The sequence below is a fragment of the Streptomyces sp. 8N706 genome, from assembly GCF_052245415.1.
Taxonomy (GTDB): Bacteria; Actinomycetota; Actinomycetes; order Streptomycetales; family Streptomycetaceae; genus Streptomyces.
The window spans coordinates 36,423-58,500 of sequence record NZ_JBQQBW010000011.1 but is presented as its reverse complement, the minus strand read 5'-3'; the positions used below and the strand labels follow the sequence as shown (position 1 = coordinate 58,500).

General features: G+C 69.4%; 17 protein-coding genes and 1 pseudogene. 8 read left to right on the top strand and 10 right to left on the bottom strand.

From position 1 onward, the window contains the following. Positions 1-106 precede the first annotated feature (106 nt). From ACTWQE_RS07035 to ACTWQE_RS07025, 3 genes are all read left to right on the top strand, one after another. Positions 107-1,576 carry an aldehyde dehydrogenase family protein gene (locus tag ACTWQE_RS07035; protein WP_443327933.1) on the top strand — a complete coding sequence of 490 codons (1,470 nt, stop codon included), beginning with the start codon at positions 107-109 and terminating at the stop codon, positions 1,574-1,576. Continuing rightward, positions 1,573-3,150, top strand: coding sequence for an APC family permease (locus ACTWQE_RS07030; protein WP_443327932.1), 1,578 nt, complete (start codon positions 1,573-1,575; stop codon positions 3,148-3,150). Before ACTWQE_RS07035 ends, ACTWQE_RS07030 begins: the two co-directional genes overlap by 4 nt. A 109-nt stretch (positions 3,151-3,259) precedes the next feature. Next, the gene (locus ACTWQE_RS07025) at positions 3,260-4,822 is read left to right on the top strand and encodes a GMC family oxidoreductase (protein ID WP_443327931.1); all 1,563 of its coding nucleotides are present in this window, start codon (positions 3,260-3,262) and stop codon (positions 4,820-4,822) included. A 77-nt stretch (positions 4,823-4,899) separates the two neighbouring features. Here ACTWQE_RS07025 and ACTWQE_RS07020 read toward each other — a convergent pair whose 3' ends face one another. After that, complete coding sequence (locus ACTWQE_RS07020; protein WP_443327979.1) at positions 4,900-5,802, bottom strand: multicopper oxidase domain-containing protein; 903 nt, start codon at positions 5,800-5,802, stop codon at positions 4,900-4,902. 324 nt (positions 5,803-6,126) lie between these two features. Here ACTWQE_RS07020 and ACTWQE_RS07015 point away from each other — a divergent pair, with 324 nt between their 5' ends. Together ACTWQE_RS07015 and ACTWQE_RS07010 are read left to right on the top strand one after the other, a co-directional pair. Beyond that, on the top strand, positions 6,127-8,673 hold the full coding sequence (locus ACTWQE_RS07015) for a ThuA domain-containing protein (RefSeq protein WP_443327978.1): 2,547 nt from the start codon (positions 6,127-6,129) through the stop codon (positions 8,671-8,673). A gap of 14 nt (positions 8,674-8,687) precedes the next feature. Beyond that, complete coding sequence (locus ACTWQE_RS07010; RefSeq protein WP_443327977.1) at positions 8,688-10,583, top strand: OmpL47-type beta-barrel domain-containing protein; 1,896 nt, start codon at positions 8,688-8,690, stop codon at positions 10,581-10,583. Between the two features lie 139 nt (positions 10,584-10,722). Here the strand turns inward: ACTWQE_RS07010 and ACTWQE_RS07005 are convergent, their stop codons facing one another. After that, positions 10,723-12,432: a ricin-type beta-trefoil lectin domain protein gene (locus tag ACTWQE_RS07005; protein ID WP_443327930.1), complete on the bottom strand. Its 1,710-nt coding sequence runs from the start codon at positions 12,430-12,432 to the stop codon at positions 10,723-10,725. 551 nt (positions 12,433-12,983) lie between these two features. Between ACTWQE_RS07005 and ACTWQE_RS07000 the strand changes: the two are divergent. Continuing rightward, a pseudogene (locus tag ACTWQE_RS07000) lies at positions 12,984-13,257 on the top strand (excinuclease ABC subunit UvrA); the annotation flags it as partial. 120 nt (positions 13,258-13,377) lie between these two features. On the opposite strand, the gene ACTWQE_RS06995 reads toward ACTWQE_RS07000, so the two are convergent. Together ACTWQE_RS06995 and ACTWQE_RS06990 are read right to left on the bottom strand one after the other, a co-directional pair. Next, positions 13,378-14,334 (bottom strand): TIGR01777 family oxidoreductase, encoded by a 957-nt coding sequence (locus tag ACTWQE_RS06995; protein ID WP_443327929.1) that lies wholly within the window; start codon positions 14,332-14,334, stop codon positions 13,378-13,380. 28 nt (positions 14,335-14,362) lie between these two features. Further along, positions 14,363-14,818, bottom strand: coding sequence for a serine/threonine-protein kinase (locus ACTWQE_RS06990; RefSeq protein WP_443327928.1), 456 nt, complete (start codon positions 14,816-14,818; stop codon positions 14,363-14,365). A gap of 440 nt (positions 14,819-15,258) precedes the next feature. Between ACTWQE_RS06990 and ACTWQE_RS06985 the strand changes: the two genes are divergently transcribed. Continuing rightward, on the top strand, positions 15,259-15,618 hold the full coding sequence (locus tag ACTWQE_RS06985; protein ID WP_443327927.1) for an HAD family hydrolase: 360 nt from the start codon (positions 15,259-15,261) through the stop codon (positions 15,616-15,618). Continuing rightward, entirely contained in the window at positions 15,615-16,460 is an 846-nt protein-coding gene (locus tag ACTWQE_RS06980; RefSeq protein ID WP_443327926.1) for a DUF1932 domain-containing protein, read from the top strand. Before ACTWQE_RS06985 ends, ACTWQE_RS06980 begins: the two co-directional genes overlap by 4 nt. Positions 16,461-16,509: 49 nt before the next feature. Here ACTWQE_RS06980 and ACTWQE_RS06975 read toward each other — a convergent pair whose 3' ends face one another. From ACTWQE_RS06975 to ACTWQE_RS06950, 6 genes are all read right to left on the bottom strand, one after another. Beyond that, positions 16,510-17,952 (bottom strand): hypothetical protein, encoded by a 1,443-nt coding sequence (locus ACTWQE_RS06975; protein ID WP_443327925.1) that lies wholly within the window; start codon positions 17,950-17,952, stop codon positions 16,510-16,512. A gap of 7 nt (positions 17,953-17,959) precedes the next feature. Beyond that, entirely contained in the window at positions 17,960-18,580 is a 621-nt protein-coding gene (locus ACTWQE_RS06970; protein ID WP_443327924.1) for a guanylate kinase, read from the bottom strand. Continuing rightward, positions 18,577-19,176, bottom strand: coding sequence for an AAA family ATPase (locus ACTWQE_RS06965; protein WP_443327923.1), 600 nt, complete (start codon positions 19,174-19,176; stop codon positions 18,577-18,579). Before ACTWQE_RS06965 ends, ACTWQE_RS06970 begins: the two co-directional genes overlap by 4 nt. A 115-nt stretch (positions 19,177-19,291) precedes the next feature. Further along, positions 19,292-19,804, bottom strand: a complete 513-nt coding sequence (locus ACTWQE_RS06960) for an HNH endonuclease family protein (RefSeq protein WP_443327922.1) — start codon at positions 19,802-19,804, stop codon at positions 19,292-19,294. Then, a complete protein-coding gene (locus tag ACTWQE_RS06955; protein WP_443327921.1) occupies positions 19,753-21,129 on the bottom strand; it encodes a DUF262 domain-containing protein in 1,377 nt (458 codons plus the stop codon). Before ACTWQE_RS06955 ends, ACTWQE_RS06960 begins: the two co-directional genes overlap by 52 nt. A 260-nt stretch (positions 21,130-21,389) precedes the next feature. Beyond that, positions 21,390-22,007, bottom strand: a complete 618-nt coding sequence (locus ACTWQE_RS06950) for a hypothetical protein (protein WP_443327920.1) — start codon at positions 22,005-22,007, stop codon at positions 21,390-21,392. Positions 22,008-22,078: the final 71 nt, after the last annotated feature.

The window sequence follows — 22,078 nt, the reverse complement described above, 5'->3', positions numbered from 1 at the left end:
CGCGCGTATGTGACGAGCACCACATAGAATCTGCTGCGTACTTCTCGCCACGGCATCCGGCCGAGCCCCGTCGGCCGGGGAAACCGGGCAGAGCCGGAGGAACCTCATGCCCGAGCTCTTCATCGAGGGCCGGTGGACCGCAGCCGTCGACGAGCAGGTGCGCGAGATCCGCTGTCCGGCCGACGGGACGCTGGTCGCCACCGTGGACGAGGCGGGGCCGAAGGACGCCGCGGCGGCCGTCGCAGCGGCGCGTGACGCCTTCGACCGCGGCCCGTGGCCCGGCACACCCGCCGCCGAACGCGGCCGCCTCCTGCTCCGCGTCGCCGATCTCCTGGAACGGGACAAGGACGCCTTCGCCCGAGCCGAGTCGCTGGACACCGGGAAGCGGCTCGTCGAGAGCGAGATCGACATGGAGGACATCGCCAACTGCTTCCGCTACTTCGGCAACCTGGTCTCCACCGGTGACACCGACCGGGTCGTCGACACCGGAGACCCCGCCGTCGACAGCCGGGTCGTCCATGAGCCGGTGGGCGTCTGCTCGCTGATCACTCCATGGAACTATCCGCTGCTCCAGACCGCCTGGAAGGTCGCGCCCGCCCTCGGCGCGGGCAACACCTTCGTCCTCAAGCCCAGCGAGCTCACCCCGCACACCGCGATCGGGCTCATGCGGCTGCTCGACGAGGCCGGGCTGCCCGCCGGTGCCGCCAATCTGGTGCTGGGAGCCGGAGCCATCGTCGGCGCACCGCTGACCAGCGACGAGCGGGTGGATATGGTGTCGTTCACCGGCGGGCTCGCCACCGGGCGGCGCATCATGGCCGCGGCCGCGCCGACGGTGAAGAAGGTCGCTCTCGAGCTGGGCGGCAAGAACCCCTGCATCGTCTTCGCCGACGCCGACTTCGACACCGCCGTCGACTACGCCCTCACGGCGGTCTTCCTCCACTCCGGCCAGGTCTGCTCGGCGGGTGCCCGGCTCCTGGTCCAGCAGGAACTGCACGACGCGTTCGTCGGCGAGGTCGTCGCCCGGGCCCGCGAGATCCGGCTCGGCGGCCCGTTCGACGAGAACGCCCGGACGGGACCGCTGATCTCCGAGGAGCACCGGGGGAAGATCGAGGCGTATGTGGCGGCAGGCCTGGCCGAGGGCGCCGTGCTGCGCTGCGGTGGCCGCCGCCCGGACGATCCGGCGCTCCAGGACGGCTTCTACTATCTGCCGACCGTGCTCGACGACTGCACGCCGGGCATGTCCGTGGTGCGCGACGAGTCGTTCGGCCCCGTGATGACCGTGGAGCAGTTCCGCGACGAGGACGAGGCGGTGGCGCTCGCCAACGACACCGTCTACGGCCTCGCGGGCGGGCTGTGGACCCAGAACGCCGAAGTGGCGCACCGGGTGGCCTCCCGGCTGCGCGCCGGGACCGTCTGGATCAATGACTTCCACCCCTATGTCCCCCAGGCGGAGTGGGGCGGGATGAAGCAGTCCGGTATCGGCCGGGAGCTGGGGCCGGCCGGCCTGGCCGAGTACCAGGAGCCGAAACACATCTGGCGTCATACCGCACCGCGGCCCCAGAGGTGGTTCGCGTGACGGCCACCGAGCCCGCGGGCCCGGGCGGGCCCGCCGGCGGCGGCCAACGCGACGACGACTCCTCACTGGCCGAACTCGGTTATCGTCCCGAACTCAAACGCACGCTCGGCAACTTCCACACCTTCGCCGCCGGGATCAGCTACATCTCGATCCTGACCGGCACTTTCCAGCTGTTCTACTTCGGTGTGGCCAACGGCGGCCCGGCCTACTGGTGGTCCTGGCCGATGGTCTTCGTGGGGCAGCTGATGGTGGCCCTCTGCTTCTGCGAGCTGGCCGCCCGCTATCCGGTCGCCGGATCGGTCTACAACTGGTCCAAGACCCTGGGCGGGCCGCACATCGGCTGGCTCGGCGGCTGGATGATGATGACGGCCACCATGGTCACCCTCTCGGCCGTGGCGCTGGCCTACCAGGTGACGCTGCCGCAGATCGACCCCGCCTTCCAGTTCATCGGCGACGGGAGCGGGGAGACCGACGCCGCGGCCAACGCCGTGCTCCTGGGCACCGCGCTCATCCTCTTCTCCACCGTGGTCAACGCCTTCGGGGTCAAGCTGATGGCCCGGATCAACTCCGCCGGTGTCTTCATCGAGCTGATCGCGGCCGTCGCCCTCATCATTCTGCTCGCCGCCCACATCACCCGTGGCCCCGGCACCGCGCTCACCGAGACGTACGGGTTGGGCGGCGGCGAGAACCTCGGCTACTTCGGGGCCTTCCTGACCGCGTCGCTCGCCTCCGCCTATGTGATGTACGGCTTCGACACGGCCTCGTCTCTCGGCGAGGAGTCCCTCAATCCGGCGCGCAACGCACCCCGCGCCATCCTGCGGGCCCTGGTCGCCTCCTTCCTCCTCGGCGCGTTCATCCTGCTCTTCGCCCTGTTGGCCGTGCCGGATCTGACGTCGGGTACGGCGCGGGAGCAGTTGTCCACGGGCGGCCTGCAGTACGTCGTCCTGGAGACACTCGGCTCCACCATCGGCGAGATCGTGCTCTGGTGTGTGGTCGTCGCCATCACGGTGTGCGTGCTGGCCGTACAAGCCGCCGGGATCCGGCTGATGTTCGCCATGGCCCGGGACAACAACCTCCCGGCCGGGTCGCTGCTCGCCCGGGTGAGCCCCCGCTTCAAGACCCCCGTGGTGCCCGCCATCGTCATCGGCCTGGTGGGCGTCGTCATCCTGGTGATCAACATCAACCAGCCGCAGATCTTCTCGGTGATCACCAGCATCGCGATCATCATGATCTATATGGCGTATCTGCTGGTCACCGTGCCGATGCTGGTGCAGCGACTGCGCGGCACCTGGCAGCCGCGGGAGGGCGCCTTCTCGCTCGGCAGGTTCGGGCTGCCGGTCAATGTCCTCGCCGTGCTGTGGGGCACGGCGATGGCCATCAACCTGGCCTGGCCCCGCCCGGAGGTCTACAACGCGCAACCGCCGCGCCACTGGTACCTCCAGTGGGGGGCCTTCCTCTTCATCGGCATCGTGGCCGGCGGCGGCTTCCTCTACTACTGGTTCGTCCAGCGGCACCGTACCGGCATCCTCACCGAACACCAGGCCGAAGTGATGGGCATCCAGGAGGCACCCTGACCCGGGAGCGGCCCGGACACCACTCCTCCCGAAGTCCCGCCGTCCCGCCGTCCCGCCGTCCCGTACGAGCACCGAGCACCGAGCACCGAGCACCGAGCAGGAGAGCGCAATGCCCGAAGAAGCCCCTGTGGACACGTTCGACTACGTGGTGGTCGGCGGCGGTACCGCCGGAGCCGTCGTGGCCGCCCGCCTGACGGAGGATCCGGACGTCAGCGTCTGCCTTCTGGAGGCAGGCCCGTCCGACGTCGGGGACGAGAACATCCTCCGCCTCGACCAGTGGATGGGCCTGCTGGAGTCGGGCTACGACTGGGACTATCCGGTCGAGCCCCAGGCGAACGGCAACAGCTTCATGCGGCACGCCCGCGCCCGGGTGCTCGGCGGATGTTCCTCGCACAACTCCGCCATCGCCTTCTGGGCGCCCGCCGAGGACCTCGACGAGTGGGAGGCCATGGGGTGCACCGGCTGGAGCGCGGCCGACTGCTTCCCGCTCTACCAGCGGCTGGAGAACAACGACGCCCCCGGCGATCACCACGGCCGGTCCGGTCCGGTGCGCATCCGCACGATCCCGCCCCACGACCCCTGCGGGCGGGCGCTGCTGGAGGCCTGCGCTGCCGCGGGCATCCCCGCCACCCCGTTCAACACCGGTACGACGGTGGTACGCGGCGCGCACTGGTTCCAGATCAACGCCCGTGAGGACGGCGTACGTTCCTCGGCCTCGGTCTCCTACCTCCACCCCATTCTCGGCAAGCGCCCGAACCTGGAGGTCCGGACCGGGGTGAAGGCCAAACGGGTGCTCATCGACGGGGCGGGGCGCTGCACGGGCGCCGAGTATCTCGAGCGCGACCTGTTCCATTCACGGAGCGTCGCCGCCCGAAGGGAGGTGATCGTCTCCTGTGGGGCGATCGACTCGCCCAAGCTGCTGATGCTCTCCGGTATCGGACCGGCCGAGCACCTCCGCGAGACAGGGGTGGAGGTCCGGGTCGACTCCCCCGGCGTCGGGTCCCATCTGATCGACCATCCGGAGGGCATCATCATGTGGGACGCGAAGCAGCCCATGGTCACGTCCTCCACCCAGTGGTGGGAGATCGGGATCTTCGCCGATACGCAACCAGGCCTGGACCGGCCCGATCTGATGTTCCACTACGGTTCCGTGCCGTTCGACATGAACACCTACCGGCACGGCTATCCGACGTCCGAGAACGCCTTCTGCCTCACCCCGAACGTCACGCGCGCCCGCTCCACCGGGACCGTCCGGCTCCGTACCCGTGACTTCCGCGACAAGCCGAAGGTGGACCCGCAGTACTTCACCCATGAGCACGACGTACGGGTCATGACGTACGGGCTCCGGCTCGCCCGTGAGATCGCCGGGCAGGCCCCGATGGCCGGCTGGGCCGGGGCGGAACTCGCCCCCGGCCCGGACACCCGGACCGACGACGAGCTGTTCGACTACATCCGCAAGACCCACAACACCGTCTACCACCCGGCGGGCACGGTGAAGATGGGGCCGGACGACGATCCGGCGGCTCCGGTGGACCCTCAGCTGCGCGTCAGGGGGGTGAGCGGACTGCGGGTCGCCGACGCGGCGGTCATGCCGTTCCTCCCGGCGGTCAACCCCTGCATCACGACCATGATGATCGGCGAGAAGTGCGCGGACATGATCAAGGCGAGCTGAGCCGGCCGCCGTGACACCGGGACGGGCGGGCCGCCGTCGCCTCCCGCTGACAGGGGCCGGGCCTCGCCGCCGCGGACCTACCCGTGCCCCCGGCCGGCCGGGTGGTGGGGCTCGTAGCCGGGGATGGTGCCGTCGGGCTTGGCGACCAGGAGGAGTCCGGCCATCCCCATGTCGGAGTGGCTCTGGACATGGCAGTGGTACATCCAGGCGCCGGCGCCGACCTGCTCCCCCGCGATCACCTGGAACCCGAAGGAGTCGGCCGGTCCAGTGATCTTGGTGTCGATGACGCGGCTCGGGTCGTCCGGGCCTTGAAGGATGCCCGTGCGGTTGTCCGCCCAGCGGTGACCGTGCACATGGAACGTGTGGTAGTACTCGCCGTGCGTGATCATGATGATCTCGACCCGGTCGCCCACCGTCGCCCGGAAGTCGGGAGTGTGGGGCGCGGTCGTGTTGTTGATCGTCATGTCGTTGAAGACGATGGTGAACTGCTTGTCGGGCAGGATGTCACCCTTCCTGCGCACCACCACGGGCCCGTACAGGCCCTTGCGGATGCCGCCCGTGCCGTGGTCCGTACCGACCGCGTGGTCGTGGTAGTGCCAGTAGCCCGCGCTCCCCGGCCGCCAGGTGCCGTCCTCGCGTCTGCCCGGGGCGTGGGTGCGCCAGGTGTACGTCCGTGTCCCGCCCGGCTCCACGGCGCTTCTGTTGAGCCCGGTGCCGTCGCTCGCGATGTCGTAGTCCACCCCGTGCACATGGAGACCGGCCGTGACATCCAGGGTGTTCTCGAACTCGATGTGCAGGGTGTCGCCCTCGGTCAGCTCGATCAGCGGGCCGGGTACGGACGCCCTGCCCTTCTCCGGCCCGTAGCCCAGCCGCCCGTCGGGCAACTTTTCGGCGTACAGCTTGAGATGGCGGACCTCCCCCGCGCCCGTCGCCCGGCGGTGGCCCCGCTTCGCCGCTGAGACGGGGGCGGCGATGGCCATGGGGGTGAGGGTCGCGGCGGCCGCGCCGCCGGCGAGAAGCCGTCGGCTGAAGCTGCGTCGGGGCATCGGGCCGGCTGCCTCGGTCATCGCTCTCCCTCGGACGCAAACGGTGGGGGATCTCGTCGACGGTGCTGTCATCACCCTGTTCTTCGTGGGGGCCGGTGAGGCGCGGACGCCCGACGACGAACTCACGGTAGCGACCTGATCTTCGTTCATCCACGCCCAGGACAAAGCTTGTTGAATGGCGGTCATAGCTCTTGGCGGGCCACGAAAAGAGGTCTAGCTTCATCGGCTGTCGCTGTGACCGGAGAGGGCTGGGTGACCATGCGGGACGGAGCGCACCGAAGACCGCCGACGAGACGCGCGTCAGGGATACGCCGGGCCGGACCGCGCTCGCGGCGCCGTCGCGGCCGGGTGGCCGCCCTCCTCGCCGGTGCCGTCATCGCGGCCGTGCTGGTCGGTACGCCGGCCTCGGCCCGGCCCGAACCGGGGCCGGCGGCCCTTCCGTCACCACCGGGAGGACAGAACGTACGGGTCCTGGTCTTCCACGCCTCGGCCGGTGAGGAGCCCCCGTCGGTGGACGCCGGTATCGAGGCCATCGAACGGATCGGCGGCCAGGGCCCGGAGGCACAGCGCTTCGGCGTCGACGCGACGGACGACGCCCGTATCTTCACCCCGGACGAGCTCGGCACCTACAACGCGGTCGTCTTTCTGACCGGCGGCGGCGATGTGCTGGACCCGGAGCAGGAGAGCGCCCTGGAAAGCTACATGGAGGCCGGCGGCGGCTTCCTCGGCATCCATGACGCGGCTCGTACGGAACCGTACTCGGACTGGTTCACCGGTCTCGTCGGCGCCCGTCCCGCCCCCGGCGGCCCGTCCGCCGTCCAGCGTGCCGTCGTCGAGGTCGGCGACCGCGCCCATCCCGCCACCGAGGGCCTGCCACTCCAGTGGAAGCGCCCCGACCGATGGTTCAACTGGGCCCCCAACCCCTCCGGCAAGGTCCACACCGTCGCCCGTGTCCGGGAGAGCAGCTATCGGCCCGGCGCGGGCGCCAACGGCTGGGACCATCCCGTCTCCTGGTGCCGCGACTACGACGGCGGCCGGTCCTTCTACACCGGCATGGGCGGCACCCCGGACAGCTTCCGGGAGGCGGACTTCCGCTCCCATCTGCACGGCGCGCTGCTGTGGACGACCCGCCTGGCCCGCGCCGACTGCCAGGCCACCATCACCGCCCACTACAAGGCCGAGCGCGCCACCCGGCCCAACCAGCCCGGCCGGTCCGACCAGATCGGCGAGCCGCACGGCCTGGTCACCGCCCAGGACGGCCGGGTCTTCTACATCGGCCGCGGCGGTGGCGACGCGAACACCCCGGTGACGACTGACTGGAACGACCCCGGTATCGGCAAGGGCCAGGGCACCGTCCACCTATGGGATCCCAGGACCAGGAAGGTGACCCTTGCCGGCACCGTGGCGGTCTTCGGCAACAAGGGCGGCGGCGACGAGCTCACCAAGAACGAGGAGGGCCTCCTCGGCATCGAGCTCGACCCGGACTTCCTCACCAACGGCTGGATCTATCTCCACTACACGCCGCACGCCCGGATCGACCGCGACCGGCGCATGGCCGAGCGCCGGATCTCCCGCTTCACCCTGGCCCCGGAGACCGGCACGCTCGATCCGGCCTCCGAGAAGGTGCTCCTCAGCTGGCCGGTCCAGATCCACAGCTGCTGCCATGCGGGCGGCGGTATGGCCTGGGACTCCCACGAGAACCTCTACATCGCCACCGGGGACAACAACTCCTCGGGTTTCAGCGGCGGTTACTCCGGCAACAACCCCGGGCCGACGTTCAAGGGCGTCGCCTTCGCCGATGCCCGGCGCACCGCGGGCAACACGAACAACCTCAACGGCAAGATCCTGCGGATCCACCCCGAGGACGACGGCACCTACACCCTCCCGGAGGGGAACCTCTTCACCGGCGAGGAGCAGGACGAGGGCGGGGGCAGAACCCGCGGCGAGATCTATGTGATGGGCGTCCGCAATCCCGCCCGTATCTCCGTCGACCCGAAGACCGACACGCTCTACGCCGGGTGGGTCGGCCCCGACGCGGGCACGCCCAGTACGGAGTGGGGCCCCGCGAAGTACGACACCTTCGCCGCGATCACGCACGCCGGGAACCGCGGCTGGCCGTACTGCATGGGCAACAAGCAGCCCTACCGCGACCGCAATCTCCCCGATCCGGGCAGGCCGCTGGGCTGGTACGACTGCGACCACCTCAGGAACGAGTCGCCCCACAACGACGGCCTGGTGAACCTTCCGCCCGCCGAGTCCAACACCATCTGGTACTCCCCGCAGGGCGGCGCCCCCGACTTCCCGCGGAACTCCGCCGGCGTGCCCAGTTACCGGCTCGACGAGCAGAAGCTGCTGCTGCCCTGGCTGAAGGGCGGCGGCCAGGCGGCGATGAACGGTCCGGTCTACCGCGACTCCGCGGACGCCGGTCCGGAGAAGTGGCCCGCGTACTGGGACGGCAAGTGGTTCGTCGGGGACTTCTACGACGGCGACCAGCCCCGGCACGCGGTCGTGACCGACCCGGCGACCCTTGACAAGGGCGGGCTGCCCGTCCACGCCGAGAGCCTCGACGGAATCGTCCCCGTGGGCGCCGACGGCATCCGCAACCTCATGGACTGGCGCTTCGGCCCCGACGGCGCCCTGTACGTCCTCGACTACGGGCGCGGCTTCTTCACCTCCGACGCCAAGTCGGCGCTGTGGCGCGTCACCTACCACGGCGGCGAGGCGACCCCGCTGCCCCGGGACCTGGTGCGCAAGCCGTCGGCGCGGCCGACGGCACCGGCGACCCATCGAAAGGCGGCACGGTGAACCGCAGAACGTGGATGGCGCTGGTCACCGCCCTGCTCATGCTCCTGGTTACGGCCCCGGCCTCCTCCGGGCAGCGGGCAGGCCGGGAGCCGGCACAGGCCGCGGACCAGGTGCTCACCTGGACCGCGGGCGACGACATCACGAAGTACACCTCGGCACCCGCCACCGCCGTCGCGGGGAAGACCACGATCGTCTTCGAGAACAGCACGGCCACCGGCAACACCACCGGCATGCCGCACACGCTGACCTTCGATGTCTCCGACCCCGAGTACAACCACGACGTCACCCTGAACATCCTCGCCAACCCCGGGGACGACCAGGGCGGCAGGCACACCGCCGAGGTGACCCTCACCCCGGGCCGATACCGCTACTTCTGCACGATGCCGGGCCATGAGCCGATGCAGGGCATCCTCGTCGTCACCGGCGGGGGCGGCGGCGAGGACACCACACCACCGGAGACCTCCGTCACGCTCTCGGGTGACAAGGATCCCGACGGCGCGTACATCGGCACGGCCACGGCCACCGTGACCGCTTCCGACACCGGGTCGGGCGTGAAGGGCATCGAATTCGCCCTGGACGACGGCCCCTTCACGCCGTACACCGCGCCCGTCGTGGTCCACGAGGCGGGAACCCACACGCTGCGCTACCGGGCCACCGACACCGCGGGCAACACCGCCCCGGAGAAGTCCGTCGGCTTCCGTGTCGTCGCGCCCCCCACGGGCGACACCACACCACCGGAGACCTCCGCGAAGGTCGAGGGGTCCAAGAACTCCGACGGCGCGTACATCGGCACGGCCACGGTGACCGTGACCGCGACGGACACCGGATCGGGTGTGAGGAGAGTCGAGTACTCCGTGGACGGCGGCCCCTATCTCGCCTACACCGCCCCGGTCGTCGTGGACCGTGTCGGCCGCCACACCGTGGCCCACCGCGCCACCGACACGGCGGGCAACACCTCGGCGGCGAAGGCGGCATCGTTCACCGTGGCCGAAGGCGGCGGCGTCCCCGCCCCGCCCTGCCCGGAGTGGGACGAACGGCTCACGGTGATCGTCGGCACGGTCGGCACCGGCATCCCGAACCGCGTCACCCGCAACCGCTGCACCATCAACGAACTCATCGAGGACGAGAAGGACTGGAGCTCCCACGCACTCTTCCTCAAGCACGTCCGCAACGTGACCGGCACGCTGCTCGAGGACGGCGTCGTCGACGAGCGCGAGCACGACACGATCAACGAGGCCGCCGGCCGTTCCGGCATCGGCGCACCCGGCCAGCACCAGGGCTACCGCCATCTGTTCGACGGGACACGGAAGTCCTTCGAGCGGTGGGAGCACGTGGGCGGCGGGGCGTTCGGCCTCGACGAGGACGACTCCACGATCACCAGCAGCGCCACCACACCGGGCATGGGCATGCTGTGGTTCCCGGCGCGGACGTATGACGACTTCTCCGTGAGATTGCAGTTCCGCGACGACGCACCGGGAGACGCCAACGCCAACAGCGGTGTCTTCGTCCGCTTCCCCCGGGTGCACGACCACCCCGAGGAGCCCCGCCCGGAATGGGTCGCCATCACGTACGGGCACGAGGTGCAGATCCTCGACCGCCCGGACGGTGACCCGTACAAGACGGGCTCGGTCTACGGCTTCGACCGCGTCGGCCTCGGCGGCGCGGGCATCACGCCCAAGGGAACCTGGAACGACTACGAGATCCGGGTGGTCGGCCAGCACTACACGGTCCACCGCAACGGCGTGCTGATCAACGAGTTCGAGAACACGGGGGGCCAGGTGTTCTCCCCGCCGCGAGCGGACGATCCCGGCACCGACGGCCGGCGGTACGCCTCCGGGTACATCGGCCTCCAGGTCCACGGCACCACGGATGTGATCTCGTACCGCAACATCCGCATCCAGGAGCTGTAGCGGCGCCGGCGGTGGCGCCGCCCGCCCGCTCCCCGGGCGCCGGCGCGGGTGGCCGCGCTCGCCCCGGCTGCCCTCCCGCACGGGCACGGTCATGCGGGAGGGGATGCCGGTTCTGCGCGCCTCCGTGTCCGCGGCGGTGTCAGTCCGTCGCCGCCGATCCGGCGTTCCAGCGCTGGTCGGGTTCGTCGGACACCGGACGCCACTCGAGTTCGCCGACGGGGAGGTCCTCGTCCGGGGTGAGGGCGTGGTCCAGGGCGATCACCGGCCTGATGACGCCCGTCCGGTCGATGACGAAGGTCAGGTTCTCCCCGTTGTCGCCGTCCGCGGACGAACACGGCCAGATGCCGACCCCTTTGTCCGTGTCACCACGCGAGTCCAGGCAGAACTCCTCATCGGCGAAATTGCGCAGCAGCCCGCGGGGATCCAGGCGCCACTGCTGGGTCGGCGCCCCGTCGCACGGGGCGGTGACGACATCGTTGCGCTTCTCCACGTCCCCGTCCTCGACGTCCAGACACAGCCCCGAACTCACATTGACCACCTCGGAGAAGGAGTCGCCCGGGGCCGGGGAGCCGGAGGCCGCGGTCCCCGTACCCTCCTCCGACGGTGCCGTGGCGGCCGTCCTGCTCGCGGACGGTGCCGTGGCGGCCGTCCTGCTCGCGGACGGTGCCGTGGCGGCCGTCCTGCTCGCGGACGGTGCCGGCACGGCGGTGGTCTCGGTGACCGTGGCAGCCGGCGGGCGCTGGGGCGCGACGCCGGCGCCGGCCGGGTCGGGGTCGCCGAAGCCGGTCACCAGTACGGCGATGAGAAGGGCCGTGACCACCCCGCCGGCCGTCACGGCGAGCGGCACGGGCCGGGTCATCCACTGCCAACGGCCGGGCGTGGCAGGGACGTTCGCGCGCTCCGGGGCAGGCGCCGTCACGGGCAGCTCGACGGTGAACGACGACCCGTACGCGGAAGCCGCCGGCTCGGCCGGCGGCGGGACGGGGGCCGCACCGGCGGCGACATAGGCGGCTCCGCCCCACCCGAGCAGGCCGTCAGCCAGCACGGCCCGGGGATTCTCCTTCATCCCGAGGAGCTCCACCAGCGCCAGGTTGCAGTGCGGGCACTCCGCCGTGTGCCGGTCCAGGTCGTCGCTGCGCCGCGGACTCACCGGCCGTACGGCGGCCTCGATGAGGCGACGGAACCCCTGGCAGTTCCTGTCGTCGTTGCGCTGCAGATACGTCCGCAGATACGCGCTCCGCATGGCGGCCTGCGCCTTGACCCTGAGGTCGGAGACGGTCGGGGCCTCGATGCCGAGGAGGGTGGCCACGGCGGCGTCGGACTCGCCCTCCACCACGGCGTACCAGAGGACGCCCTGGAGGGGCTGCGGCAGGCTGTAGTAGGCGCCGAGCATGGTGGACCGCTCCTGGAGCCGCAGCCGCCACGCCGACGAGCCCTCCGGGCCCTGCGGCGCTCCGTCAGCGGCGTTCGCGATGGCGTCGAGCCATGCGGCGAAGTCGCTGTCGAGCCGGTCCCTCAAGCTGCCCGCGGCCCGTGTGGCGGCCGCCTGCTGAACGAGCATCAGCAGATGGTGCCGCCAGGTGCCCAACGGGTCGAAGCCCCGCCGTACTTCGGGCCAGGCGAGGGCGAACGCCTGGGCGGCGAGCTGGTTCCCGGCGGTCTGGTTCCTGCTGCACAGACGGGCGTAGGACAGCACGGTGGGCAGGTGGCGCCGCCGGAGTTCCTTCATCGCCGGGTCGGCGGTCGGTGCTCCGGCGCGTACGCGCTCGGTGAGCTCGGCATCGGGCAGGTCGGCGTATGTCACTTGCTCGGCCGCAGGGCTGTGTTCGGTCAGGTGGAACTCAGGCACCCTTGCGACTCCTCGTTCATACCGTCCGGTCGGACTGGCGTGCCGCTGACATTGCTGTCATCGGCGTAACTGCTGGATACAGGGGTGCCTATAGTGAACGACATCCACGCGGGGGGAAAGGGGTTTCCGCCGGTAAGCCCCGAGGTTGATCGCTTGGATATCGCACGGCCAAACTGCGGGAAACGCTGAGGATTTGGTGTCTTCAGGTGTGCCTCCGTACCGGGCGGTGGCATGGCATTAGACCGTGCACGTACCCGACCGTGCACGTACCCGAACCGCGGCGCCGTACCCGACCGTCCGCGGGGCCCCGGCGGGGCTCCGCTCCTCCGCCCCGGCCGCCGCACATTCGCCGTCACCCTTACGCCGTCGCCCGTCGCCCGTCGCCCGTCGCCCGTCGCCCGTCGGCACGCCGGCACGCCGGCACGCCGGCACGTCGCCACATCGCCACATCGCCACATCGCCACATCGCCACGGCGCCACATCGCCACGGCGCCACGGCGCCACGGCGCCACATCGATGCTCCGGCTTCCCGGGCCGGAGCATCAACGATTCCGACCACCGGGCTGCACATAGCCGATGTGGACCAGCTGCTCGCCCTCCTCGACCGGCTGGTGGACGACGGCAACACCGTGATCGTCATCGAGCCGCCAGGCCGTGATGGCGCACGCCGACTGGACGGTGGACCTCGGCCCGGGCGCGGGCCACGACGGCGGCCAGGTGGTCTTCACCGGCACCCCGGCGGACCTGCCGACCCACGGCGACACGCTCACGGCACGGCACCTACGCGAGTACGTCGGCGCAAGCACCGTGCCGGATGTGTGGTGAAAGTGCGCATCACCGTTCGTTGACGGCAGCACCAGCCCGTGCGCCCGTCAGCGGAAGGAACGCTTACGGGCCGCGGAATGCGAAACGGCGAGACCTTGATGGTCGGCGGGAGCCGAAGGCTCACCCGGTGAGGCCAGGCCCGCCACGTACGCGCCGCACGAGGTCGTCGGCGGCCTCCGACCACCGGGCGTGGTCGAAGGTGAAACCCGCCTCGAGCAGTCGGCCGGGGACGACGCGGCGGCTTTTCAACAGGAGTTCGGTGTCCGAGCGCAGCGCGAACGCGCCGAGCTCGGCCATCCACTTCGTTGCGGGCAGCCCCACCGGCACACCCCACGCGGCGCGCAGCACGCGCATGAACGTGCGCTGTGGCAGAGGAACGGGAGCGGCGAGGTTCACCGGCCCGGCGAGCTCGTCCCGGTCGGCCAGGAACTCGACGGCGCGGACGAAATCGCGGTCGTGGATCCAGGACACGTACTGCGCGCCGCCCGCGACCGGGCCGCCGAGGCCGAGCCGCGCCAGCCGGAGCAAGACGTCGAAGACGCCGCCGCGATCGGGACTCATCACCATGGCGGAGCGCAGGGCGACCTTGCGCGTGTACGGGGTTTCGGCTCGCTCCTGCGCCCGCTCCCACTCTTTGGCGATCTCGACGCTGTAGGCCCAGTAGCTCGGGACGCCGGGTTCAGTGCCGCCGAGCACGCCGGTCGCCTCGTCGTGGGGCGCGTCGAAGCGGTGGGAGTAGACAGTGGCCGTGCTCATCTGCAACCAGAGCCGGGGAGGCCGCACGGCGGCTGCGATCGCCTCACCCACAACCCGGGCGGAGCGCACGCGTGAGTCCATCATGGTCTGCAGATTGGCTGCGGTGTAGCGACAGCTGACGCTGCGTCCGGCCAGGTTGACCACAATGTCGCTGCCGTCGATCTCCTCCGCCCACGGCCCCAGGGTCTCGCCGTCCCAGCGGACTTCACGGTCGCGCACCGGTCGTCTGGTCAGGACCACGACGTCATGGCCCGCGGCGGTCAGCGCCCGATTCAGGATCGTGCCTACCTGCCCGGTTCCCCCCGGTATCACTATCTTCATCAGGCTCCCCTAGGTGTGTGGGACGAGCCTAGCGCAGAAAGTTGAACGCGTTCAAAAGGGGCAGCAGCCGGGCGTGCACCGTCCACGCGTCGGCGGGACGGTGGGGCGGGTCCTTGGCCAGCAGGTCGAGGACCAGCTGCTCCAGCTCCACGGGGACGTCGGGGCGGAGGTTCCGCAGAGGGACGGGCGGCTCGGAGAAATGCTGGTACATCAGCGGAATTTCGTCCACGGCGTCGAAGACCCGTCGGCCGATGAGGAGTTCATGCACCAGGCAGCCCAGAGCGTAGAGGTCGGTGCGTGGGCTGACCGGGGCGTTCTCGATCTGTTCCGGTGCCATACAGGGACGGGTGCCCAGGCCCCGGCCGGTGGAAGTGAGACGGGTGGCGTCGGTGCGGAGCACGGCGGCGATCCCGAAGTCGAGGACCTTGACCGTGCCGGCCCGGTCGACCATGACATTCCCGGGCTTGAGATCGCGGTGCGGCACGGATGCCGTCCATGCTTCGCCCGGTCCGGTCCCCTACGCCGAGCCAGGCGAGCCTGCGCACAAGCGCCCTTGGCTGAAGGATCAGCCGAGGGTCTCAGTGGCTTGTCCCGCTGTATCGGTAGAGTCCCTCCTGTGCAGCCACTGGTGCTCTTCGACCTCGACAACACGCTCGTGGACCGGCAGAACACGCTGGTCGGATGGGCCCCCCGCTTCGGGGCACGTCACGGTCTCGACGCCGAGGCCGGGCCGTGGCTCCTCAACCACCTGGCAGCCCGGGCCACCCCCGCTCACTTCGCCGAGGTTCGCGACCGGTTCGGGCTGTCCGACCCCGTTGACGTGCTGTGGAGGAGCTACTGCGCGGATATCGCCGACGCCGTCGTCTGCCCGGAACCGGTGCTCTCCGGGCTCCGAGAGCTACGCGCCGGCGGCTGGCTCACGGAGTGGCGACCAACGGGGCCACGGACATCCAGGAGGCCAAGCTGTGTGCCACCGGGATCGCCGATCGCGTTGACGCCGTGTGCATCTCCGAGGAAGTCGGGGCGCGGAAGCCCGACCCGGCTGTGTTCCGGGAGGCTGTACGTCGGTGCGGTGCCGCGCTCGGCGGTATCGACGGCTGGATGGTCGGCGACAACCCCATGAAGGATATCGAGGGAGGCAGAGTCACCGGACTGCGCACGGTGTGGGTCGATCACGCCGGTGCCTGGCCGAAGGACTTGCGGGAGCCCGATCACCGGGTGCCCGACATCCGCTCGGCGATGGATGTGCTGGTCGGCCTCCACTCCTCCCGGATCCCCGTATGAACGGGCTCGGCACGACCGTGGGAATGCTGCATCCCGGCAGTATGGGCGCGGCAGTCGCAGCTCAGCTCCGTCGGTTCGGCGTAACAGTACTGTGGTATCCCGAAGGCCGCAGTCCCGCCACTCTCGCCCGCGCTGACGCGGCAGGACTGGAAGCCGTCGGAGATCTCCCTGTTCTGCTGGAGCGCGCCGACATCATCATCTCTCTGTGCCCTCCGGCCGCGGCCGAGGACAACGCCCGACTGGCGGCTGACGGCGGCTTCGCCGACAAGGTCTTTGTCGAGGCCAACGCCATCGCCCCGCAGCGAGTGTCACGTATCGCGCAGCTTCTACCGGACGCGGTCGTGGTCGACGCTGCCGTGGTGGGTTCACCGCCCGTCGGTGGAAAGAGTCCGAGACTCTACGTCTCGGGGGACAGCGCAGCGGTCGCGCGGCTCAGCGGTCTCTTCTCGGCCACGGATGTGCGGGTCCACCGTCTCGGCGAGCAGATCGGCAAGGCGTCGGCCCTCAAGCTTTCCTACACCAGTTATCAGAAGGCATCCCGCGTTGTGGCAGCCGTCGCCTATGGTTTGGCCGAAGCCAACGGGGTCGCCGACGAGCTGTTGGACATCGCGGAACGGCGGCCGGGGAGCTACCTGTCGGAGACGGGCTACATTCCCAAGACAGTGACCCGTGCGTGGCGCTGGGGCCCCGAGCTGGAGGAGGCCGCCGATCTTCTCAGCGAGTGCGGTCTCCCGGACGAGCTGATGCGGGCTGCCGCTGCCGTCCTCGCCCGTTGGGAGGGCACGCGTGATGCCGACCTGAGCGTTGCCGAGGCCCTCGAGTTGCTCCACGGTGACAGCTGAACCGCTCCCGGCCCCGGGCGGCCCACAGCCGGAAGGAAGCCCGGGGGCTTCAGCGCACCAGTCGACGGATGACGATGCCCACGATCAGTGTGGTGAACAGCAGCCCGGCGGCTGTGAAGATGACGGCCAACGCCGACCACGCAGGCGATTCGAGTTGCGACGGCATCCCGGTGCCGACGTTCAGCCAGAGTGCGGCTGCCAGCACCAAGGCCTTCGAGGCCGCCGGAACGCTCATGATGTCCTGCCCTCCGCTCCGCAGTGAGCCCGCCATGTGCAGTCCCAGCGCGGTGAGCAGTACGCCGGTCAGCAGCATGCGCAGCGGGTTGCGAGCACGTACGCCCCAGCCGAGCACACCGCCCATGAACCATTGCGCGGTACCCCTGCGGAATCCCGGGAGGAGGGCGGCTTCCCTCTGACGCGTGAGGTAGTAGAGCTGGTCGACCTCACGGTTCCTGTTCCTCTTGGCAAGAGCGGTGCGAACGGATTCCAACGCCGTGGCGGACACTTCGCTGAACGAGCGGTCCAGGAAGGCGAGGACTTGCTCGGAGTTGCGGAACGTCTCTCCGGCCAGCTCGAGATCGCTGACGCTGCAGCGCTCATCCAGGCTGTACCGGGACCGGCCGGTGGGCAGTCCGAGGGTGCCGGTCACGGAGGAGTTGCGCAGGCTGATGACCGAGGGGTCGTTGGAACCGGCGGACAGACGGTTCAGGGTGGTGTTGTGGAAGGACAACTGGGCGGGCCCCGCGCTCCCGCCGCCGTGCACCTCGAGTTCCCGGAGTTCGACCGGTCCCCGGATGTCGCTATCAGTGATGCAGCTCTCACCGGCGGGGACGACCAGACCGTTGATGCGTACGGTGTCGCTGCACCGCAGCTCCGTCGTCAACAAAGGTTCGTCGATACGGACACGCTTGAGGGTGAGCACCCGTGTGTCCACATCACGCAGGCACAGTGCCGAGAGCCACAAGTCATCGAACGTGAGGTCCTCGGCGACATGAAGACTCTGTGCCTCCACCCGGGGACGGCCGAGGCGCCCCGCGGTGACCTGGCTCCGGCAGGCAAGAGAGGCGATCCGTGATGAGCCGATGCGCACTGATCCGCGCAATGCGGTGAGCTGGACCAGCTGTTCGGCCCGCAGACGCTGAAGGCTGACATCACCGCAGGAATGGATGTCGAGGGAGATCAGCGAGGTGTCGGTGACGGTCACCTCACAGCCGATCGACGCATTGCGGATGGTGAGTCGGCCGATATGGGAGTTGGTCACCAGTACGGCATCGGCGGAGACGTGGTCGATGACCAGTTCCTCGACATGGCAGGAGCGGACGGTCAGCGGTCCGTCGAGTCCGACATGTTCGAAGGCGATACGGTCCGCGAAGACCGTGTCGAGCTGGAGCCCACCTTCGATCTCGTCGCGCCGTAGGCTGAGGCTACGGCCGCTCACGGTCCGTTGCCGGCCGACCGTGGCCAGTTCCTCCAGCGTCCGGACAGTCCCCACAGCCGTTCTACCCGGTCGGCTTGACGACAGAGGTGGCCGATCCCATCGCCGCATGCAACTCCTCGCGAGTACACGCGGTGGTGGGAGACAGCAGAGCCGTGGTGATGGCGTCGGCGGCGGAGCGGGGGCTCACCTGGTCGGTGCGGAGGATGAGGTCGAACAGATCCCGTCCGTCGGTTCCGAGCAGGTCCTTCTGCGTCTCGTCCCAGGCACGGAGCCGGTCGGGGGCGTCCCGGTCTCCGCGCATCCGCGATCGTTCCGCGCAGATCCCGCGCGGCACCCACAGCAGCACACGCAGCCACTCGTCGCGGGCACGCCCGAGAAGCTTACGGAGATCGGCCATGTTGCCGATGTGCACGATGGGCACCTGACCTCGGGACCTCATGTCGTCGAGGTCGTGACGATCGACGGCGTAGATGTTGCCGTACCGGTGTGTCTCGACAATGATGCGGTTCTGGGCCCGGAGTGCGTCGAGCTCTTCCGCATTCACGAAGCGGTACCCGGCCGACCGTCCGGTCCCCTGCTTCAGCTTGGTGAGCAGCTGGAACCTGCTGTCCGACTCCGTGAGAACCGATGTGACAGTGTCCTTCCCGGCGGTCGGAGGACCGTAGATGACCACAGCGTTCATGAACACACCAGGAGGTTGCGGGCCGCCGACTCCACCTGCTCGGCGAGTGGCCGGACGGCATCGATGCGGTTGTCGATGAGATGGTGGCCGGTCACCGGACGCAGTCCGACATCAATGGTCGAAAGGTACTCCGACCAGTGCGCGAGCTTCCAGGTGTCCCGGGAGGCATTGCGCATGGTGAGCCGCTCGCGCATGGAGTCGGCGTCACTGTTCACCCAGAACGTCTCGAACCGTCCGCCGAGGCGCGAGCACCGACGCATGACCCGGGACATCCACGCTGCCTCGCCTGCTTCCTTGATGAAAGGAGCCACCAGGACGACGGAGACGCCGCACTCCAGGTTTTCCCAAGCCGCCTTCATCAGACATGCGTACTCGAGCGGCCTGATCCGCTCCACGTACTCGGCACTGTGACGGTCGTCGGGGTCACTTCCGGACGACACCAGCAGCGCCTCCGTGAGGGGCCGGGTCAGGGTGTCCTTGTCGAGCATGGCCCAGCCGGTCGATGCAGCCAGCAGCTTTCCTGTCTCCGACTTACCCGATCCCGCGAAGCCGCCGACAAGGGCCAATGTGAGTACGCCCGCCGATCCGGTCGCCACCGTCACGCTTCTGCCCCCCCTGAAGCTCTCACTCGGAGCAATCACCCTATTGCATCAGGGAATTGAGGCTTGAATCCTTCGGCCCATCCGGCGCCTCGGCGCCGAGCAGCGCACATCACTCGGCGTCGGGTTCCTTGTTCCCCTTCGAGATGACATCGACTCCAGGCCACGCCCGTAGTGCCTGTCTGGCCAGGCACATGGTGCGCAGACCGATACGTGTCTCGTTCCAGTCCGCCGCCCAGGTGTCGCTGTCCCAGTGCGAGGACCGCCTCAGCTCGTCCGGGACCGTCAGGACCGATGCGGTGGTGAGCCGCAGCAAGCTGTGGCGGCGCAGGCCGTCCTTCTTCTCGCTCCAGCCCTGGTTGCTCAGTGACGGGTTGAGCTTGGTCGTGGTGAGCGTCAGGTTTCCCAGCTGGTGCACGGCGTCGCCGCGTCGCCGGATCCGCTCCTCGTCGGCGTCGGCTTCGAGAGGCCAGTGCGTCTCCCACTTCTGGGGCAGCAGATGCTCGATGTTCAGCTGCGCGGCCCCGTTGCCGTGGAGAACACCCGGCTCGGTCCTGTCGGTTCGCAGCTGGTTTAGAGGTTGGGCACCGCCAGCGCGGTCACGAACTCGGCGTCGCTGGGCCAACGGCGTGAGTCCGAGGTCTGGTCGGCGAGACTGCGGGCCACACAGTCACCGGCCACCGCAGGCTCCGCCTTCTGCACCGCACCGAGGACCTGGACGAACAGCCGGTTGTAGTCCTTGGTCGTCATGGCGCACACCGCCCTGCGCATGAGGAAGGAATCGATGGCACGGGCAGCGATGTGCCGTTGCTCGGCCGGTACGGCCGCGTCGGCGTGCAGATGGAGGAGCAGGGGCCAGGGGGTGGCGGTGGCCGTTTCCATACGGTCGAGCAACTGCGCCGTCGGATCGGTCGAGGGAAGCGTCAGCATGGCGCTGTAGGTGTCGGCGTACCGTCTGATGTCCCTGATGGCATCCGCGGCCTGGACTCCGCTGTCGTGCAGCCACGTCTTGAAGTCGGCGAAGAGGTGCTCGACGGCCACTTCCTGACCGCTGCGGGCAGTGAGCCAGTAGGCGAGAAGGAGGTCGACCAGGGCCCGCTTGATACGCCCGGTGGTGATCTCGGCTCGCCACGGGTCGGCGTCCAGCGGCAGCCAGTGCTCCATCAACAAGGTGTCCGCCAAGGCATGCTGCCCCTGCGTGTCGACTGTCTGGAACAGCAGGTTCTTGACCAGGTCGGCGGCGTCGAGCGGGACGCCGCGGTGGTTCAGCGCCTCGAAGATGACCTGCGGATCATCGCGGGCGTCAAGGCTGATCTCCACGAGCTGCATGCGCTCCTGGAGGGTGTAGAACAGGTCGTCGAGGCGCTGGACGGGGTCGTCCGCCGCCGTGGCCCACTCCAGGGCTTCCGACTCGAACCACTCGCGCGCGCGGACCAGTCGGTGGCCGGCGTCCGGTGCCGGGCTGTCGTCACCCGGCGGGCGTACGGCCCACAGGAAGGCCCGGCGGTCCTGAGGCAGCGGCCACACCTTGTGGCGGTCGTCCGGATGGTCCTCGTGGATGGTCTCGGGCCGGTTCTCCAACAGGCTGGTGTACCGGGCCGCCACCTTGTCCGCCCCCAGGCCACGGGCCACCGCACGCGCGGCGGCGAACAGCACTTGGAGGGTGGTCATGCGCTGCTGACCGTCGATGATGTGCGAGGAGCTGACACGACGCTTGAGCGTCCGGCGCTGCTGCATCACGATGGCGCCGAGGAAGTAGGTCCGCGGCTCCTGCTGCTCGTGAAGGCTCTGCGCCTCCGCCTCCACCTCCTCGGCGGCCTGACGGACATCACTCCACAGCGGAGCCCAGTTGCCCTCGCGGTCCCAGACATAAGGGCGTTGGAAGAGCGGAATGGTGTTCTGGTGGTCGTTCGCGAACACCATGCCCAGCTTGACGTCCCCGGCCTGCATGAGCCCCCTAGCCTCGGTCGACGCAGTCGTGATCCGAAGCGTACCGAGGAAGAGCTCCGCGGCGCCTTGTCATCGGGTCAGGGCGGACGTGGAACCGCTCGCCAATGAGTTCGACGTACCGCCCGTCTCCGACGACCACCGCGCCCCGGTAGCCGCCGAGAACGCGTCTGGCGCCGCTGGGACTGGGAGTTCACCGACCAGGCATGTTTGCCACGGCATCGACTGAGCCCCTGTGAATGGCCCAGGTCCCGAGTCGACCGTCAAACGGACTTGCGCAGCAGACGCGCTCGTTTCGCCCTCTCGATGCGTTCGGCACCGGCCTGCTCTCGCTCAGGGGCCAACTTTTCCCACCTCGCGGGCTGGAAGAACAGCATCTCGTTGGTGCCGGGGACGACGATGACCCCGCCGAAGGGGACATCGCCGGCGACCCACACACCGCCCTCGGTCCCCTTCGGCCAGCGGCGGCCGCCCACCGCTTTCGCGGCCCGCAGCAGCGGCGCGTACCCCGGCTTGTCGTCCGCGACCCTCACAGTGAAGACATCACCGTACTTGGTCCAGTCCTCGCTCTTCTTGACCACTCGCGGACGGAATTCGAGGGGGTAGTGACGCAGCACGCCCTTGCACTTGATGATCCGTACGCCGAACAGGAACCGGTAAGCCGTGAAGATGAAGACGAAACCCGAGGGGGCGATAAACACGCCCATGAGCGGGGAGTCCCAGGGTGACCACTCCTCGAAGGCACCTCCCGCCACGACCAGGGCTGCGACGATCGCCATGCGCAGAACGAAATCCTTGACCATCCGGAGGTAGTTGCGCCGCAGCACTAGGTCCACATCAATGGCCTCGGGCGGGTTCGCAACATCGGGCGTCTCTGCCATCGGGTTTCCTTTCAACTCGGCCGGGCGAGGTTCATCACTCATCCGAAGGGGTTGTCCGCCGTACCCGCAGC

Coding starts and splice junctions, on each gene's coding strand:
- ACTWQE_RS07035 (WP_443327933.1), top strand. CDS start 107: ATGCCCGAGCTCTTCATCGAGGGCCGGTGGACCGCAGCCGTCGACGAG.
- ACTWQE_RS07025 (WP_443327931.1), top strand. CDS start 3,260: ATGCCCGAAGAAGCCCCTGTGGACACGTTCGACTACGTGGTGGTCGGC.
- ACTWQE_RS07020 (WP_443327979.1), bottom strand. CDS start 5,802: ATGGCCATCGCCGCCCCCGTCTCAGCGGCGAAGCGGGGCCACCGCCGG.
- ACTWQE_RS07015 (WP_443327978.1), top strand. CDS start 6,127: ATGCGGGACGGAGCGCACCGAAGACCGCCGACGAGACGCGCGTCAGGG.
- ACTWQE_RS07010 (WP_443327977.1), top strand. CDS start 8,688: ATGGCGCTGGTCACCGCCCTGCTCATGCTCCTGGTTACGGCCCCGGCC.
- ACTWQE_RS06995 (WP_443327929.1), bottom strand. CDS start 14,334: ATGAAGATAGTGATACCGGGGGGAACCGGGCAGGTAGGCACGATCCTG.
- ACTWQE_RS06980 (WP_443327926.1), top strand. CDS start 15,615: ATGAACGGGCTCGGCACGACCGTGGGAATGCTGCATCCCGGCAGTATG.
- ACTWQE_RS06970 (WP_443327924.1), bottom strand. CDS start 18,580: ATGAACGCTGTGGTCATCTACGGTCCTCCGACCGCCGGGAAGGACACT.
- ACTWQE_RS06955 (WP_443327921.1), bottom strand. CDS start 21,129: ATGCAGGCCGGGGACGTCAAGCTGGGCATGGTGTTCGCGAACGACCAC.
- ACTWQE_RS06950 (WP_443327920.1), bottom strand. CDS start 22,007: ATGGCAGAGACGCCCGATGTTGCGAACCCGCCCGAGGCCATTGATGTG.